The following is a 16121-nucleotide window of genomic DNA, read 5'->3' as shown; positions in this document are numbered from 1 at the left end:
GGGCCGGGCGTTTTCGTTGACCGCCGGTCGAGTTACATGTGCTTGATCAGCGCATCGCCAAAGCCGGAAGACGACACCAGCGTCGCACCGTCCATCAGCCGCTCGAAATCGTAAGTCACGGTTTTCGCGCCGATGGCACCGTTGGTGCCCTTGATGATCAGGTCGGCCGCCTCGGTCCAGCCCATGTGCCGTAGCATCATTTCCGCGGAGAGGATCAGCGAACCGGGGTTGACCTGGTCCTTGCCGGCGTACTTGGGCGCCGTACCGTGGGTCGCCTCGAACATCGCCACGGTGTCCGACAGGTTGGCCCCCGGCGCGATACCGATACCACCGACTTCGGCGGCCAGGGCGTCGGACAGGTAGTCACCGTTCAGGTTCAAAGTCGCGATCACATCGTACTCGGCCGGACGCAGCAGGATCTGCTGGAGCATGGCATCGGCGATGGCGTCCTTGACCACCACGTTGCGGCCGGTCTTCGGATTCTTGAACTGCATCCACGGACCGCCATCGAGCAGGGTCGCGCCGAACTCTTCGGCCGCCACTTCGTAGGCCCATTCCTTGAAGGCACCCTCGGTGAACTTCATGATGTTGCCTTTGTGCACGATGGTCAGCGACTTGCGATCGTTATCGACGACATATTGCAGGGCCTTGCGCACCAGGCGCTGAGTGCCCTCTTTCGACACCGGCTTGATGCCGATCCCGCAGTCCTGGTCGAAACGGATCTTGGTCACACCCATTTCTTCTTTCAGAAACTTGATGACCTTGATCGCTTCCGGCGAACCGGCTTTCCATTCGATGCCGGCATAGATGTCTTCGGAGTTCTCACGAAAGATGGTCATGTCGACATCGCCAGGTTTCTTCACCGGGCTGGGCACGCCTTCGAACCAACGTACCGGACGCAGGCAGACATACAGGTCGAGCTGCTGACGCAAGGCCACGTTCAGCGAGCGGATACCGCCACCCACCGGCGTGGTCAGCGGGCCCTTGATGGAGACCACGTAATCCTTGACCGCATCCAGGGTTTCCTGGGGCAGCCAGGTATCCTGGTCATAGACCTGGGTGGCTTTCTCGCCGGCAAAGACTTCCATCCAGGAGATCTTGCGCTTGCCGCCGTAGGCCTTGTGCACCGCCGCGTCGACGACCTTGATCATCACCGGGCTGATATCGACGCCAATACCATCGCCTTCGATGAAGGGGATGATCGGGTTGTCAGGAACATTGAGAGAATGGTCTGGATTGACGGTGATTTTGTCGCCGACGGCCGGAACCTGAATCTTCTTGTATCCCATGTTGAACTCCATCTATGGATTGAACATCTGGCTGCGTTCGAGCGTACCCCAGGTGCTTGCGCGTGGGAACCTCACACCCGACTCATCTGCCGCGAAAAACCTCGAATTCGCGGCCTACAAGCTTGAAAGCAAAGGTAAAAGCGCCAAAGTCGAGCACTTCTTGCGACACCTCGCCGCAGGGCGCCCTGCGACCTTTAGACCAATGGACGAGTGTAGTCGCTTATGAAGCATCGGCGTTTTGCCAGCAACCTATGTATAATCGCGCCGCTGACCATGGAGTCACGCCGGCTGACCTCTCTACAACGAGACTTTCCGCCCGAAAAAGCCGGGTTGTTATAGCAATCCGACCGCTTGACGCTCGACTGATGCACCCAACATCACCGCGCGCGAAGAAACCTCGACATTCGGCTCATGGATGACTTTTGAACGAACGCGCTTACCCGGCGCATCTCGAGTTTCTGCGCATGCTTTAGCAAAGAAGAGAGTTAATCCGAATATGCCCAACCGTTCGAAGATCATCTACACCTTCACCGACGAAGCCCCTGCCCTCGCCACTTATTCACTGTTGCCTATCGTAGAGGCCTTTACCGCTTCGGCTGATATCGCCGTGGAAACCCGCGATATCTCGCTGGCCGGACGCATTCTCGCAAGCTTCCCCGAACAACTGGGCGCCAAGGCCGTGCCGGATCACCTCGCCGAACTGGGCGAGCTGGCCATCACCCCTGAAGCCAACATCATCAAGCTGCCGAACATCAGCGCCTCGGTTCCACAACTGCAGGCCGCGATCAAGGAACTGCAAGCCCAGGGCTTCAACATCCCGGACTACCCGGAAACCGTCAGCAACGACGCCGAGAAAGACGCTCGCGCCCGTTACGACAAGATCAAGGGCAGCGCCGTGAACCCGGTCCTGCGCGAAGGCAACTCCGACCGCCGCGCGCCGTTGTCGGTCAAGAACTATGCACGCAAGCACCCGCACAAGATGGGCGCCTGGGCCGCCGACTCCAAGTCCCACGTCGCGCACATGAGCACCGGCGACTTCTACGGCAGCGAAAAAGCCGCGCTGATCGACACGGCCGGCAGCGTCAAGATCGAGCTGATCGCCCAGGACGGTACTGCCAGCGTCCTGAAAGAGAAAACCAGCGTACAAGCCGGTGAGATCCTCGATTGCGCCGTGCTGAGCAAGAACGCCCTGCGCAGCTTTATCGCCGCTGAAATCGAAGACGCCAAGAAACAAGGCGTGCTGCTGTCGGTTCACCTGAAAGCCACCATGATGAAGGTCTCCGACCCGATCATGTTCGGTCAGATCGTTGCCGAGTTCTACAAAGACGCACTGACCAAGCACGCCGTCGTGCTGGAGCAGATCGGCTTCAACCTGAACAACGGCATCGGCGACCTGTACGCCCGCATCAAGGCCCTGCCGGCCGAGCAGCAGGCGCAGATCGAAGCCGACATCCAGGCGGTCTACGCCGCCCGTCCGGCGTTGGCCATGGTCAACTCCGACAAAGGCATCACCAACCTGCACGTGCCGAGCGACGTCATTGTCGACGCCTCGATGCCAGCGATGATCCGTGACTCCGGCAAGATGTGGGGCACCGACGGCCAGCTGCACGACACCAAGGCAGTGATCCCGGATCGCTGCTACGCCACCATCTATCAGGCGGTGATTGAAGACTGCAAGCAACACGGCGCCTTCGACCCAACCACCATGGGCAGCGTGCCGAACGTCGGCCTGATGGCGAAAAAAGCCGAAGAGTACGGCTCCCACGACAAGACTTTCCAGATCAAGGTCGACGGTGTGGTTCGGGTTTCCGACAACAGCGGTCGCACCCTGCTGGAACAAACCGTGGAAGCCGGCGACATCTTCCGCATGTGCCAAGCCAAGGACGCGCCGATCCAGGACTGGGTCAAGCTGGCCGTCAACCGTGCCCGCGCCAGCAACACTCCGGCAATCTTCTGGCTCGACCCAATGCGCGCCCATGACGGCGTGGTGATCGAAAAAGTCCAGACCTACCTCAAGGACCACGACACCACCGGCCTGGACATCCAGATCATGTCGCCGGTCGATGCCATGAAACTCACCCTGGCCCGCACCCGTGCCGGCAAGGACACCATCTCGGTCACCGGTAACGTGCTGCGCGACTACCTGACCGACCTGTTCCCGATCATGGAACTGGGCACCAGCGCCAAGATGCTGTCGATCGTGCCGCTGATGAATGGCGGTGGTCTGTTCGAAACCGGCGCCGGCGGTTCGGCACCGAAACACGTGCAGCAACTGGTGGAAGAGAACTTCCTGCGCTGGGATTCCCTGGGTGAGTTCCTGGCCCTGGCCGCTTCCCTTGAGCACCTGGGCGTGACCTACAACAACCCGAAAGCCCTGGTGCTGTCGAAGACCCTGGACCAGGCCACTGGCCAGTTCCTCGACAACAACAAGTCGCCATCGCGTAAAGTCGGCAACATCGACAACCGCGGCAGCCACTTCTACCTGGCGCTGTACTGGGCCCAGGCCTTGGCCGCCCAGAGCGAAGACACTGCGTTGCAAGGCCAGTTCACCCAACTGGCCAAGACCCTGGCCGAGAACGAGGCGACTATCGTTGCCGAACTCAACGCCGTACAGGGCAAGCCAGTGGACATCGGCGGTTACTACCACGCCGATGCCGAGCTGATCAGCAAGGCCATGCGTCCGAGCACGACCTTCAACGCGGCGATTGCTGCGCTGGTGTAAGCGTTCTGGAAACACCACAAACCCCGGCCCAGTGCCGGGGTTTGTGTTTGTGGCCCAAGCATTCATCGCCCTGTGAATACAAATCCCGTGGGGCCGGCTTGCCGGCGATGAGGCCCCTGAGCCATGCATCGCCGGCAAGCCGGCTCCCACACGGGACCGCGTTCGCCCTATGATGCCCTCATGTTCAAAGAGAGCCCCACCCTATGGAATGGCAACCCCACATCACCGTCGCCACCGTCGTCGAAGACAATGGCCGTTTCCTGCTGGTCGAAGAACTGCAAGACGGACAGGTGGTCTTCAACCAGCCCGCCGGCCACCTGGACCCGCATGAAAGCCTCAGCGACGCCGCCCTCCGCGAAACCCTCGAGGAAACCGGCTGGGACGTCGAACTGACTGGCGTCATCGGTATCTATCTCTATACCGCCCCGAGCAACGGCGTAACCTACCAGCGCGTCTGTTTTGCCGGCAAACCGCTCAAACACCACCCCGAATATCAACTGGACCACGGCATCATCGGCCCGCGCTGGCTGACCCGCGACGAATTGCTGGCCCTGCGCCCGCAATGGCGCAGCGAGCTGATCATCCGTTGCCTGGACGATTATCTGGCCGGTCCCCCGCACAGTCTCGAGCTGATCCGCCCTTCTCTTTAGCCTTGCGGGCCCGGGCCTGTTAGAATCGCGTCCTTTTTCGAAGACACTCATTGAATCCCTATGCGTGATCCAGCTGCCACCGCCCCAGAAAACCTGCGCGTCATCGTCGGCATGTCCGGCGGCGTAGACTCTTCCGTTTCCGCTGTCCTGCTGATGGAGCAGGGTTATCAGGTGGAAGGCTTGTTCATGAAGAACTGGGAAGAAGACGACGGAACGGAGTACTGCACCGCCATGGACGACCTGGCGGACGCCCAGGCCGTGTGCGACAAGATCGGCATCAAGCTGCACACCGCCAACTTCGCCGCCGAATACTGGGACAACGTGTTCGAGCACTTCCTGGCCGAATACAAGGCCGGACGCACGCCGAACCCGGACATCCTCTGCAACCGCGAAATCAAGTTCAAGGCGTTCCTCGACTACGCCCTGATGCTCGGTGCCGACCTGATCGCCACCGGCCACTACGTGCGTCGCCGCGACATCGACGGTCGCACCGAACTGCTCAAGGGCCTGGACCCGAACAAGGACCAGAGCTACTTCCTCCACGCCGTCGGCGGCGAGCAGATCGCCAAGACCCTGTTCCCGGTCGGCGAGCTGGAAAAGCCCGCAGTGCGTGCGATCGCCGAGAAACACGAGCTGGCCACGGCGAAGAAGAAGGACTCCACCGGCATCTGTTTTATCGGTGAACGGCGCTTCAGCGATTTCCTCAAACAGTACCTGCCGGCCCAACCGGGCGAGATCAAGACCACCGAAGGCGAAGTCATCGGCCGTCACCACGGCCTGATGTACCACACCATCGGCCAGCGCCAGGGCCTCGGCATCGGCGGCCTGAAGGACGCCAGCGACGAGCCGTGGTACGTGCTGCTCAAGGACCTGGAGCACAACGAACTGATCGTCGGCCAGGGCAACGAGCACCCATGGCTGTTTTCCCGCGCCCTGCTCGCCTCGGAGATCTACTGGGTCAACCCGGTGGACTTGAGCGCGCCACGCAAACTGACGGCCAAGGTGCGCTATCGCCAAAGCGACCAGTCCTGCACCCTGGAACAGACCGCAAACGGCTATCGCGCCGTGTTCGACGAACCGCAGCGCGCGGTGACCCCGGGTCAATCGGTGGTGTTCTACGACGGCGAGATCTGCCTCGGTGGCGGCGTGATCGAAGTCGCCGAGCCCTGGACCTTCAAGGAACAGCGTCCATGAGCCCGACCCAGGAGCAACTGACGGCGTTGGGCGGCGTATTTCTCGCCGCGGTGCTGGTGGACAAGATCGCCAAGAGCGGCCAATCCAGCGAAGCCGGCCTGAGCTGCATGCTCGGCAGCCTGCTGGTGCGCGACCCCAAGGACACCCTGGAAGTCTACGGCGGCGACGACCTCCAGCTGCGTGAAGGCTACCGCGCGCTGATCGGCGCCCTCGAGCGCGATCCCAGCGCCCTGCAACGCGAACCGCTGCGCTATGCCCTGTCGATGCTCGGCCTCGAGCGCCAACTGGCCAAGCGTGACGACCTGCTGGAGATCATCAGCAAGCGCCTGCCGCAGATCCAGTCCCAGGTCGAGCATTTCGGCCCGTCCCACGAAAACGTGGTGGCCGCCTGTGGCGCCCTGTACCAGGACACCCTGAGCACCCTGCGCCAGCGTATCCAGGTGCACGGCGACATGCGCAACCTGCAACAACCGAGCAACGCCTCGAAGATCCGCGCCCTGCTGCTGGCCGGTATCCGCTCGGCGCGCCTGTGGCGACAACTGGGCGGCCATCGCTGGCAACTGGTGGTCAGCCGGCGCAAGCTGCTCAAGGAACTGTACCCGCTGATGCACAGCGCCTAGGCGCTGTTATCCGCGAAAAGCGCAAGACGCCGGTCGGTTGGCAACAGACCGGTGGTTATTTTCATGTATGATACGCGCCCCATTTCGTTGCCCGACTGTCCGAGAACACCCCATGCAGCTTTCTTCGCTCACTGCGGTTTCCCCTGTTGACGGCCGCTACGCCGGCAAAACCCAGGCCCTGCGCCCTATTTTCAGTGAATACGGGCTGATCCGTGCGCGCGTGCTGGTGGAAGTGCGCTGGCTCCAGCGCCTGGCCGCCCACGCCGAGATCGGCGAAGTTCCGGCTTTTTCCGCCGAAGCCAACGCGGTCCTGAACACCCTCGCCGAGAACTTCTCCCTGGAACACGCCGAGCGTGTGAAGGAGATCGAGCGCACCACCAACCACGACGTCAAAGCCATCGAGTACCTGCTCAAGGAACAGGCCGCCAAGCTGCCTGAACTGGCCAACGTCAGCGAATTCATCCACTTCGCCTGCACCAGCGAGGACATCAACAACCTGTCCCACGCCCTGATGCTGCGCGAAGGCCGTGACGACGTGCTGCTGCCGCTGATGCGCCAGATCGCCGAAGCCATCCGCGAACTGGCCCAGCGCTTCGCCGCCGTGCCGATGCTCTCGCGCACCCACGGCCAGCCGGCCTCGCCGACCACCCTGGGCAAGGAACTCGCGAACGTCGTCTACCGCCTGGAGCGCCAGATCGCCCAAGTCGCCGCCGTGCCACTGCTGGGCAAGATCAACGGTGCCGTGGGCAACTACAACGCGCACCTGTCGGCCTACCCGCAGATCGACTGGGAAGCCAACGCCCGCGCCTTCATCGAAGACGAACTGGGCCTGGGCTTCAACCCCTACACCACCCAGATCGAGCCGCACGACTACATCGCCGAACTGTTCGACGCGATCGCGCGCTTCAACACCATCCTGATCGACTTCGACCGCGATATCTGGGGCTACATCTCCCTGGGCTACTTCAAGCAGCGCACCATTGCCGGCGAAATCGGTTCCTCGACCATGCCGCACAAGGTCAACCCGATCGACTTCGAGAACTCCGAAGGCAACCTGGGCATCGCCAACGCGCTGTTCCAGCACCTGGCCAGCAAACTGCCGATCTCCCGCTGGCAGCGTGACCTGACCGACTCCACCGTGCTGCGCAACCTCGGCGTCGGCTTCGCCCACAGCATCATTGCTTACGAAGCCAGCCTCAAGGGCATCAGCAAGCTGGAGCTCAACGAGCAGAAAATCGCCGCCGACCTGAACGCCTGCTGGGAAGTCCTGGCCGAGCCGATCCAGACCGTCATGCGTCGCTACAACATCGAAAACCCGTACGAAAAACTGAAAGAACTGACCCGCGGCAAGGGCATCAGCCCGGAAGCGCTGCAGACTTTCATCGACGGTCTCGAGATGCCCGCGGACGCCAAGGCCGAGCTGAAAAAGCTCACCCCGGCCAACTACATCGGCAACGCCGTGGCCCAGGCCCAGCGTATCTGATCGCACCGTACCCGCTCTGAACGCCCGGCTGAGCCGGGCGTTTTTATTCCAGTCTTAAAAATACGTTTTTTCAATAGGTTACACATGAATCCTGATACTCCTCTGCAACTTCTGGGCGGCATCACCGCCCGGGAATTTCTGCGTGACTACTGGCAGAAAAAACCGCTGCTGATCCGTCAGGCCATTCCGGATTTCGAAAGCCCGATCGACGCCGATGAACTCGCCGGCCTGGCCCTGGAAGAAGAAGTCGAATCGCGCCTGATCATCGAGCACGGCGAGCGCCCCTGGGAACTGCGCCGTGGCCCGTTCGCCGAAGACGCCTTCAGCCAACTGCCGGAACGCGAGTGGACCCTGCTGGTGCAGGCCGTGGACCAGTTCGTCCCGGAAGTCGCCGAGCTGCTGGAGCACTTCCGCTTCCTGCCGAGCTGGCGCATCGACGACGTGATGATCAGCTTTGCCGCACCCGGCGGCAGCGTCGGTCCGCACTTCGACAACTACGATGTGTTCCTGCTCCAGGGCCACGGCAAGCGCAACTGGAAAATCGGCCAGATGTGCGATTCCACCAGCCCGCTGCTGGAACACGCCGACCTGCGCATCCTCGCCGGCTTCGAGGAAACCGCCGAGTGGACCCTGGAACCCGGCGACATGCTCTACCTGCCACCGCGCCTGGCCCATTGCGGCGTGGCCGTGGACGACTGCATGACCTATTCGGTAGGTTTCCGCGCACCGAGCGCCGCTGAAGTACTGACCCACTTCACCGACTTCCTCGCCCAGTTCCTGCCGGACGAAGAACGCTACACCGACGCCGACGCGCAGCCGGTGGCCGATCCGCACCAGATCCAGCACGACGCCCTCGACCGCCTGAAAAGCTTGCTGGCCGAGCACATGAGCGACGAGCGCCTGTTGCTGACCTGGTTCGGCCAGTTCATGACCGAGCCACGTTATCCGGAGCTGGTGGTGGGCCCGGAACTCGAAGAAGAAGACCTGCTTGATGGCCTGCAACAGGGCGCGGTGCTGATCCGCAACCCGAGCGCACGCATGGCCTGGTCCGAAGTCGACGACGACCTGCTACTGTTCGCCAGCGGACAGAGCCGCCTGCTGCCGGGCAAGCTGCGCGAGCTGTTGAAAATGATCTGTGCGGCCGATGCGCTGCACGAGGATAATCTGGCGCCATGGTTGGCCGATGAAGATGGCCGTAGCCTGCTGTGTCAGCTGGTCAAACAAGGAAGCCTGGGATTTGCCGATGAATAGAATTCACGTACGTGTCGCGGACTGGCAAAAGGATAACGCCGAGATTCGGCGCATTCGTGAGTCGGTGTTCATCGCCGAGCAGTCGGTTCCACCGGAACTGGAGTGGGACGCCGATGACAGCGGTGCCGCGCATTTCCTGGCCTTCGAGGGAGACTTCCCGATTGGTACCGCCCGGCTGCTGCCGGACGGTCATATCGGCCGGGTGTCGGTGCTCAAGGACTGGCGCGGGCTGAAGGTCGGTGACGCGCTGATGCAGGCGGTGATCGGCGAGGCCGAGAAACGCGGCCTCAAGCAACAAATGCTCAGTGCCCAGGTCCAGGCGACCCGGTTCTATGAGCGTCTGGGGTTCAGCATTGTCAGCGAGGAGTTTCTCGAAGCCGGGATTCCCCACGTCGATATGGTGCGCAACTCGGTTTAAAAGCCGGCGCTGCTGCGCAGCCATTCGCGAGCAAGCTCCGCTCCCACAGGATTGAGGGCAACCACAGATTTTGTGTGTGGCGCAAAACCCGTGGGAGCGGAGCTTGCCCGCGAAGGCGTCAGCAGACACACTCCAAAAACGCCCCGCCATCCCCCGATGCCGGGGCGTTTTGCCGTCCGCGATTCAACTTGACCCACCAATGGCCGAGAAACTGTCAAACTCAAGCCATTGCCCAGTCCAACGCGGAGATAACGGACATGTCCCTACGCACCCTGCTCACCGGCCTGCTACTGACCTGCACGCTCAGCGCCCAGGCCGCCACCGAAATCATCCCCCTGAACTACCGCACCAGCGCCGACCTGCTGCCCGTGGCCCAGGACTTTCTCGGTAAGGACGGCAAGGCCAGCGCCTACCAGAACCAACTGATCGTCAATGCCGAACCGGCCAAGATCAAGGAACTGCGCGACTTCCTCGGACAACTGGACACCCCGGCCAAGCGTCTGCTGATCAGCGTCGACACCAGTGAAAACAACGATCAGAACAGCCAGGGCTACGCCGTCAACGGCCAGAACCAGACCCGTATCATCAACTACGGCACCGCCAGTCGCGACGGCGGCATACAGCAGGTGCAGACCGTCGAAGGCACCCCGGCACTGATCCAGGTCGGCCAGAGCGTGCCGCTGACCACCGCCATCAGCACCAACCAGTCCTTCGGCAACGGCTCCAACCAGAACCAGAACCCGAACCAGCAACCCCTGACGCAAATACAGAGCCAATACCGCAACGTGACCCAAGGCTTCTACGTCACCGCCAGCGTCACCGGCGACATCGTTCACCTGTCCATCAGCACAAATCGTGACCGGATCAGCCAGGAACGTCAGGATGTAGTGAATGTGCAAAGCACCGACACAACCGTCAGCGGGCGCCTGGGCGAGTGGATCACCCTGGCTGGCGTCAACGGCCAGAGCCAGGCCGACCGGCAGGCGCTAACCCGCAGCTACTCGACCTCCGGACGTAACGACATGACTTTGCGGGTGAAAGTCGACAGCCTGGACTAAAGCACCAAAAACTGACTGACAAGTCGTATTAGACTAAAGATGTAGTGCCTAAAAAAAGCACTACAAAATGTTTGACGAGCCAAAAAACCGAAGGCATGATGACCTCGCTCCCGCTAATCAGGGGCCCTGGCAAGGGCCTTCGGATCGCCGCTCTAACCTACCCACCTGAGCCGATTCGTGTCTGTACCGCCCACAAGGCGCGTTTGACGAGGTTGCGACTGGAACGAAGTTGTCCCGAGGGACGGAAGCGTAATAGGTAGAACGGCAAGACCCTGAAGTCTGCATGAAGGCCCACGATGCCCCAATGCGCCCGATGGCTCGCCCTCGCCTCGCTCACTTCCCCCTTGAGCCCATCGTTCAATCGTCGCCTTCCCCGCCAGACCGCACCTGAGCGCCTAAGCTTCTGGTCAGCGAGCAGCCGTTTGTCCAAGCCCTCGGCTTGAACACCCGGCGGAGCATGAATTCTCCACCTAAAGACCTATGCGACGAGGTTTATCTCCATGGCACTGACACGCGAACAGCAAATTGCAGCCCTTGAAAAAGACTGGGCTGAAAACCCGCGCTGGAAAGGCGTGACACGCACTTACTCCGCCGCTGACGTGGTCCGCCTGCGTGGCTCGGTTCAACCCGAGCACACCCTGGCCCGCATGGGCGCCGAGAAACTGTGGAACCTGGTCACCCAGGGCGCCAAGCCATCCTTCCGTCCGGATAAAGATTTCGTCAACTGCATGGGCGCCCTGACCGGCGGCCAGGCCGTGCAACAAGTCAAGGCCGGCATCCAGGCGATCTACCTGTCGGGCTGGCAAGTGGCCGCGGACAACAACTCCGCCGAATCCATGTACCCCGACCAGTCGCTGTACCCGGTGGACTCCGTGCCGACCGTGGTCAAGCGCATCAACAACTCGTTCCGTCGCGCCGACCAGATCCAGTGGAAAGCCGGCAAGAACCCGGGTGATGACGGCTACATCGACTACTTCGCACCGATCGTGGCTGACGCCGAAGCCGGTTTCGGCGGCGTCCTGAACGCCTACGAACTGATGAAGAGCATGATCGAAGCGGGCGCCGCCGGCGTGCACTTCGAAGACCAACTGGCTTCCGTGAAGAAATGCGGCCACATGGGCGGTAAGGTACTGGTTCCAACCCAGGAAGCCGTACAGAAGCTGACCGCCGCCCGCCTGGCCGCCGACGTTGCCGGTACACCGACCATCATCCTGGCCCGTACCGACGCCAACGCCGCCGACCTGCTGACTTCGGACTGCGATCCGTACGACCAGCCATTCGTGACCGGCGAACGCACCCAGGAAGGCTTCTATAAAGTCCGCGCCGGCCTCGACCAGGCCATCGCCCGCGGCCTGGCCTACGCGCCGTACGCCGACCTGATCTGGTGTGAAACCGCCAAGCCGGACCTGGACGAAGCCCGTCGCTTCGCCGAAGCCATCAAGAAGGAATACCCGGACCAACTGCTGTCCTACAACTGCTCGCCGTCTTTCAACTGGAAGAAGAACCTGGACGACGCGACCATCGCCAAGTTCCAGCGCGAACTGTCGGCCATGGGCTACAAGCACCAGTTCATCACCCTGGCGGGTATCCACAACATGTGGCACAGCATGTTCAACCTGGCGCACGACTACGCCCGCAACGACATGACCGCCTACGTGAAGCTGCAGGAACAGGAATTCGCCGACGCGGCCAAGGGTTACACCTTCGTTGCGCACCAGCAGGAAGTCGGCACCGGCTACTTCGACGACATGACCACCGTGATCCAGGGCGGTTCGTCCTCGGTGACCGCGCTGACCGGTTCGACCGAAGAAGAACAGTTCCACTGAGTACGCTGCGAGCAAGCGGCCATCCCAGAACGAAGCAGAACTAACTGGAATGCCTGAAAAACTGACGCCCCGACTGGTTCGGGGCGTTTTTTTTACCTATCACTTACGCCCCCCCTGTAGGAGCGAGCTTGCTCGCGATGGACTTCAGGACACCGCATCCCTCCAGCAAACCCGGGTCATCGTTGGCGCCCATCGCGGGCAAGCTCGCTCCTACATCAAGGAATACGTTCGGCCATGACGATGCAAAACATTGATCCAGAGCGGTATCGATTGCGACAAAAAACGCTAAAACGACGCGCGACGCAACTTTCGTCGCACCGGCGTTTAAAGCCACTACACTTCCCTTCGCGGGCTACAACAAGCATTGGAGCGACCTAGATGATATCAATTATCATTCAATATTCACTTCGTTCATTACAATGCGGATAAAACATAATTAACAAAAAGGCCCCTAATGCCCACAGCGCATGGCCTGCGAGCCATCGAGACCTCAACATGTCCTTATTCCAGACAATAATTTCGCTATAGAAAATTTACTTGCCCGGTGTTTAGCCATAAAATCACCGGGATAGATTGCACTGCGACATATCGTCACTGCTTTTACTTCTTTATCACGCTCAGAGCCCCTTGCGCTCTGTTAAGGATTACCCGCATGCCCGAAGCGACCGGACTCATGGCCCACAACTGGGGCTTTGCCATTTTCCTGCTCGGCGTCGTCGGCCTCTGTGCCTTCATGCTCGGTCTTTCCAGCCTCCTTGGGTCAAAAGCCTGGGGCCGCAGCAAAAACGAACCGTTCGAGTCTGGCATGCTGCCCACCGGTAGCGCCCGCTTGCGGCTCTCCGCCAAATTCTATCTGGTCGCGATGCTGTTCGTGATCTTCGATATCGAAGCCCTCTTTCTCTTTGCATGGTCTGTGTCCGTCCGCGAAAGCGGCTGGACCGGATTCGTCGAAGCTCTCGTTTTCATAGCAATTCTGTTGGCAGGTCTTGTCTACCTTTACCGAGTGGGGGCGCTTGATTGGGCTCCGCAAGCTCGTCAGAAGCGGCAGGCGAAGCTGAAACAATGAGGCTTTGGCAATGCAATACAATCTCACTCGAATCGACCCGGATGCGCCTAACGAGCAGTACCCGATCGGCCAACGGGAAACCGTTTCCGATCCGTTAGAGGATCAAGTCCACAAGAACATCTACATGGGCAAGCTGGAAGACGTGCTGAACGGCGCGGTCAACTGGGGGCGCAAGAACTCCCTGTGGCCGTACAACTTCGGCTTGTCCTGCTGCTATGTGGAAATGACCACCGCCTTCACGGCGCCCCACGACATCGCCCGCTTCGGCGCCGAGGTTATCCGGGCATCGCCGCGTCAGGCGGATTTCATGGTTATTGCCGGCACCTGCTTCATCAAGATGGCGCCGATCATCCAGCGTCTCTACGAGCAAATGCTCGAACCCAAGTGGGTCATCTCCATGGGTTCGTGCGCCAACTCCGGCGGCATGTACGACATCTACTCCGTAGTCCAGGGGGTGGACAAGTTCCTGCCCGTGGACGTCTACGTGCCTGGCTGCCCGCCCCGCCCCGAGGCTTTCCTGCAAGGCTTGATGCTGTTGCAGGAGTCGATTGGCCAGGAGCGTCGCCCACTTTCCTGGGTCGTCGGTGATCAAGGCGTGTATCGCGCCGAGATGCCGTCGCAAAAGGAACAGCGCCGCGAACAGCGTATTCAGGTCACTAACCTGCGCAGCCCCGACGAAGTCTGATCCAGATCCGCTCTGTAAAAAGAAACGAGAAGCTGGCTTCATTCTTTACGTTGACCGAAAGCGATAAGAAACCATGACTACAGGCAGTGCTCTGTACATCCCGCCTTACAAGGCTGACGACCAGGATGTGGTCGTCGAACTGAACAACCGTTTTGGCCCCGAGGCCTTCACCGCCCAGGCCACCCGTACCGGCATGCCGGTGCTCTGGGTGACCCGGGCCAAGCTCGTCGAAGTCCTGACCTTCCTGCGCAACCTGCCCAAGCCGTACGTCATGCTCTATGACCTGCACGGCGTGGACGAACGTCTGCGCACCAAGCGTCAGGGCCTGCCGAGCGGCGCCGACTTCACCGTGTTCTATCACCTGATGTCGCTGGAACGTAACAGCGACGTGATGATCAAGGTTGCCCTCAGCGAAGGCGACCTGAGCATCCCGACCGTGACCGGTATCTGGCCAAACGCCAACTGGTACGAGCGTGAAGTCTGGGACATGTTCGGCATCGATTTCCCCGGCCACCCGCACCTGTCGCGCATCATGATGCCGCCGACCTGGGAAGGTCACCCGCTGCGCAAGGACTTCCCGGCCCGTGCCACCGAATTCGATCCGTACAGCCTGACCCTGGCCAAGCAACAGCTTGAGGAAGAGGCCGCGCGCTTCCGCCCGGAAGACTGGGGCATGAAGCGTTCTGGCGCCAACGAGGACTACATGTTCCTCAACCTGGGTCCGAACCACCCTTCGGCCCACGGTGCCTTCCGTATCATCCTGCAACTGGACGGCGAAGAAGTCGTCGACTGCGTCCCGGACATTGGCTACCACCACCGTGGCGCCGAGAAAATGGCCGAGCGCCAGTCCTGGCACAGCTTCATCCCCTACACCGACCGTATCGACTACCTCGGCGGGGTGATGAACAACCTGCCGTACGTGCTCTCGGTCGAGAAGCTGGCCGGCATCAAGGTGCCGGACCGGGTCGACACCATCCGCATCATGATGGCCGAGTTCTTCCGGATCACCAGCCACCTGCTGTTCCTGGGCACCTATATCCAGGACGTCGGCGCCATGACCCCGGTGTTCTTCACCTTCACCGACCGCCAGCGCGCCTACAAGGTCATCGAAGCCATCACCGGTTTCCGCCTGCACCCGGCCTGGTACCGCATCGGCGGCGTCGCCCACGACTTGCCACGTGGCTGGGACGGTCTGGTCAAGGAATTCGTCGACTGGCTGCCAAAACGCCTCGACGAGTACACCAAGGCCGCCCTGCAGAACAGCATCCTCAAGGGTCGGACCGTCGGTGTCGCCGCCTACAACACCAAGGAAGCCCTGGAATGGGGTGTCACCGGTGCCGGCCTGCGTTCCACCGGTTGCGATTTCGACCTGCGTAAAGCCCGCCCCTACTCCGGCTACGAGAACTTCGAATTCGAAGTCCCGCTGGCGGCCAATGGCGACGCCTACGATCGCTGCATGGTCCGCGTCGAAGAAATGCGCCAGAGCATCAAGATCATCGACCAGTGCCTGCGCAACATGCCGGAAGGCCCGTACAAGGCGGATCACCCGCTGACCACGCCGCCGCCCAAAGAGCGCACGTTGCAGCACATCGAGACCCTGATCACGCACTTCCTGCAAGTTTCGTGGGGCCCGGTCATGCCGGCCAACGAATCCTTCCAGATGATCGAAGCGACCAAGGGCATCAACAGTTATTACCTGACGAGCGACGGCGGCACCATGAGCTACCGTACCCGGATCCGCACCCCAAGCTTCCCGCATCTGCAACAGATCCCTTCGGTGATCAAAGGCAGCATGGTCGCGGACTTGATCGCGTACCTGGGTAGTATCGACTTCGTTATGGCCGACGTGGACCGCTAAG

13 protein-coding genes are annotated in these 16121 nt (G+C 61.0%); 12 read left to right on the top strand and 1 reads right to left on the bottom strand.

Annotated features, from left to right (window positions below):
- Positions 1–32: 32 nt before the first annotated feature.
- Positions 33–1289, bottom strand: coding sequence for an NADP-dependent isocitrate dehydrogenase (gene icd / locus AC07VG_RS09330; protein ID WP_495003660.1), 1257 nt, complete (start codon positions 1287–1289; stop codon positions 33–35).
- A 496-nt stretch (positions 1290–1785) separates the two neighbouring features.
- Here icd and AC07VG_RS09325 point away from each other — a divergent pair, with 496 nt between their 5' ends.
- The 12 genes from AC07VG_RS09325 (at position 1786) to nuoC (ending at position 16120) form a co-directional block, all read left to right on the top strand.
- On the top strand, positions 1786–4011 hold the full coding sequence (locus tag AC07VG_RS09325) for an NADP-dependent isocitrate dehydrogenase (protein ID WP_495020913.1): 2226 nt from the start codon (positions 1786–1788) through the stop codon (positions 4009–4011).
- A gap of 203 nt (positions 4012–4214) precedes the next feature.
- A complete protein-coding gene (locus AC07VG_RS09320; RefSeq protein ID WP_495003662.1) occupies positions 4215–4661 on the top strand; it encodes an NUDIX hydrolase in 447 nt (148 codons plus the stop codon).
- Between the two features lie 60 nt (positions 4662–4721).
- Complete coding sequence (mnmA, locus tag AC07VG_RS09315; protein WP_495003663.1) at positions 4722–5855, top strand: tRNA 2-thiouridine(34) synthase MnmA; 1134 nt, start codon at positions 4722–4724, stop codon at positions 5853–5855.
- On the top strand, positions 5852–6475 hold the full coding sequence (gene hflD, locus AC07VG_RS09310) for a high frequency lysogenization protein HflD (protein ID WP_495003664.1): 624 nt from the start codon (positions 5852–5854) through the stop codon (positions 6473–6475). Before mnmA ends, hflD begins: the two co-directional genes overlap by 4 nt.
- Before the next feature lie 112 nt (positions 6476–6587).
- Positions 6588–7958: an adenylosuccinate lyase gene (gene purB, locus AC07VG_RS09305; protein ID WP_495003665.1), complete on the top strand. Its 1371-nt coding sequence runs from the start codon at positions 6588–6590 to the stop codon at positions 7956–7958.
- A gap of 84 nt (positions 7959–8042) precedes the next feature.
- Positions 8043–9209 carry a ribosomal protein uL16 3-hydroxylase gene (locus AC07VG_RS09300; protein WP_495003666.1) on the top strand — a complete coding sequence of 389 codons (1167 nt, stop codon included), beginning with the start codon at positions 8043–8045 and terminating at the stop codon, positions 9207–9209.
- Entirely contained in the window at positions 9202–9627 is a 426-nt protein-coding gene (locus AC07VG_RS09295; protein WP_495003667.1) for a GNAT family N-acetyltransferase, read from the top strand. The genes AC07VG_RS09300 and AC07VG_RS09295 overlap by 8 nt, the downstream gene beginning before the upstream one ends.
- A gap of 257 nt (positions 9628–9884) precedes the next feature.
- Positions 9885–10685, top strand: a complete 801-nt coding sequence (locus AC07VG_RS09290; protein WP_495003668.1) for a secretin N-terminal domain-containing protein — start codon at positions 9885–9887, stop codon at positions 10683–10685.
- A 500-nt stretch (positions 10686–11185) separates the two neighbouring features.
- On the top strand, positions 11186–12511 hold the full coding sequence (gene aceA / locus AC07VG_RS09285; protein ID WP_495003669.1) for an isocitrate lyase: 1326 nt from the start codon (positions 11186–11188) through the stop codon (positions 12509–12511).
- 652 nt (positions 12512–13163) lie between these two features.
- Positions 13164–13577, top strand: coding sequence for an NADH-quinone oxidoreductase subunit A (locus tag AC07VG_RS09280; RefSeq protein ID WP_495003670.1), 414 nt, complete (start codon positions 13164–13166; stop codon positions 13575–13577).
- A gap of 10 nt (positions 13578–13587) precedes the next feature.
- Positions 13588–14262 (top strand): NuoB/complex I 20 kDa subunit family protein, encoded by a 675-nt coding sequence (locus AC07VG_RS09275; protein WP_100940076.1) that lies wholly within the window; start codon positions 13588–13590, stop codon positions 14260–14262.
- Between the two features lie 73 nt (positions 14263–14335).
- Positions 14336–16120 carry an NADH-quinone oxidoreductase subunit C/D gene (gene nuoC / locus AC07VG_RS09270; protein WP_495003671.1) on the top strand — a complete coding sequence of 595 codons (1785 nt, stop codon included), beginning with the start codon at positions 14336–14338 and terminating at the stop codon, positions 16118–16120.
- Position 16121 lies beyond the last annotated feature (1 nt).

The organism is Pseudomonas sp. GW821-FHT03C07, from assembly GCF_059420925.1.
This window is presented reverse-complemented; position numbering and strand designations above follow the sequence as displayed.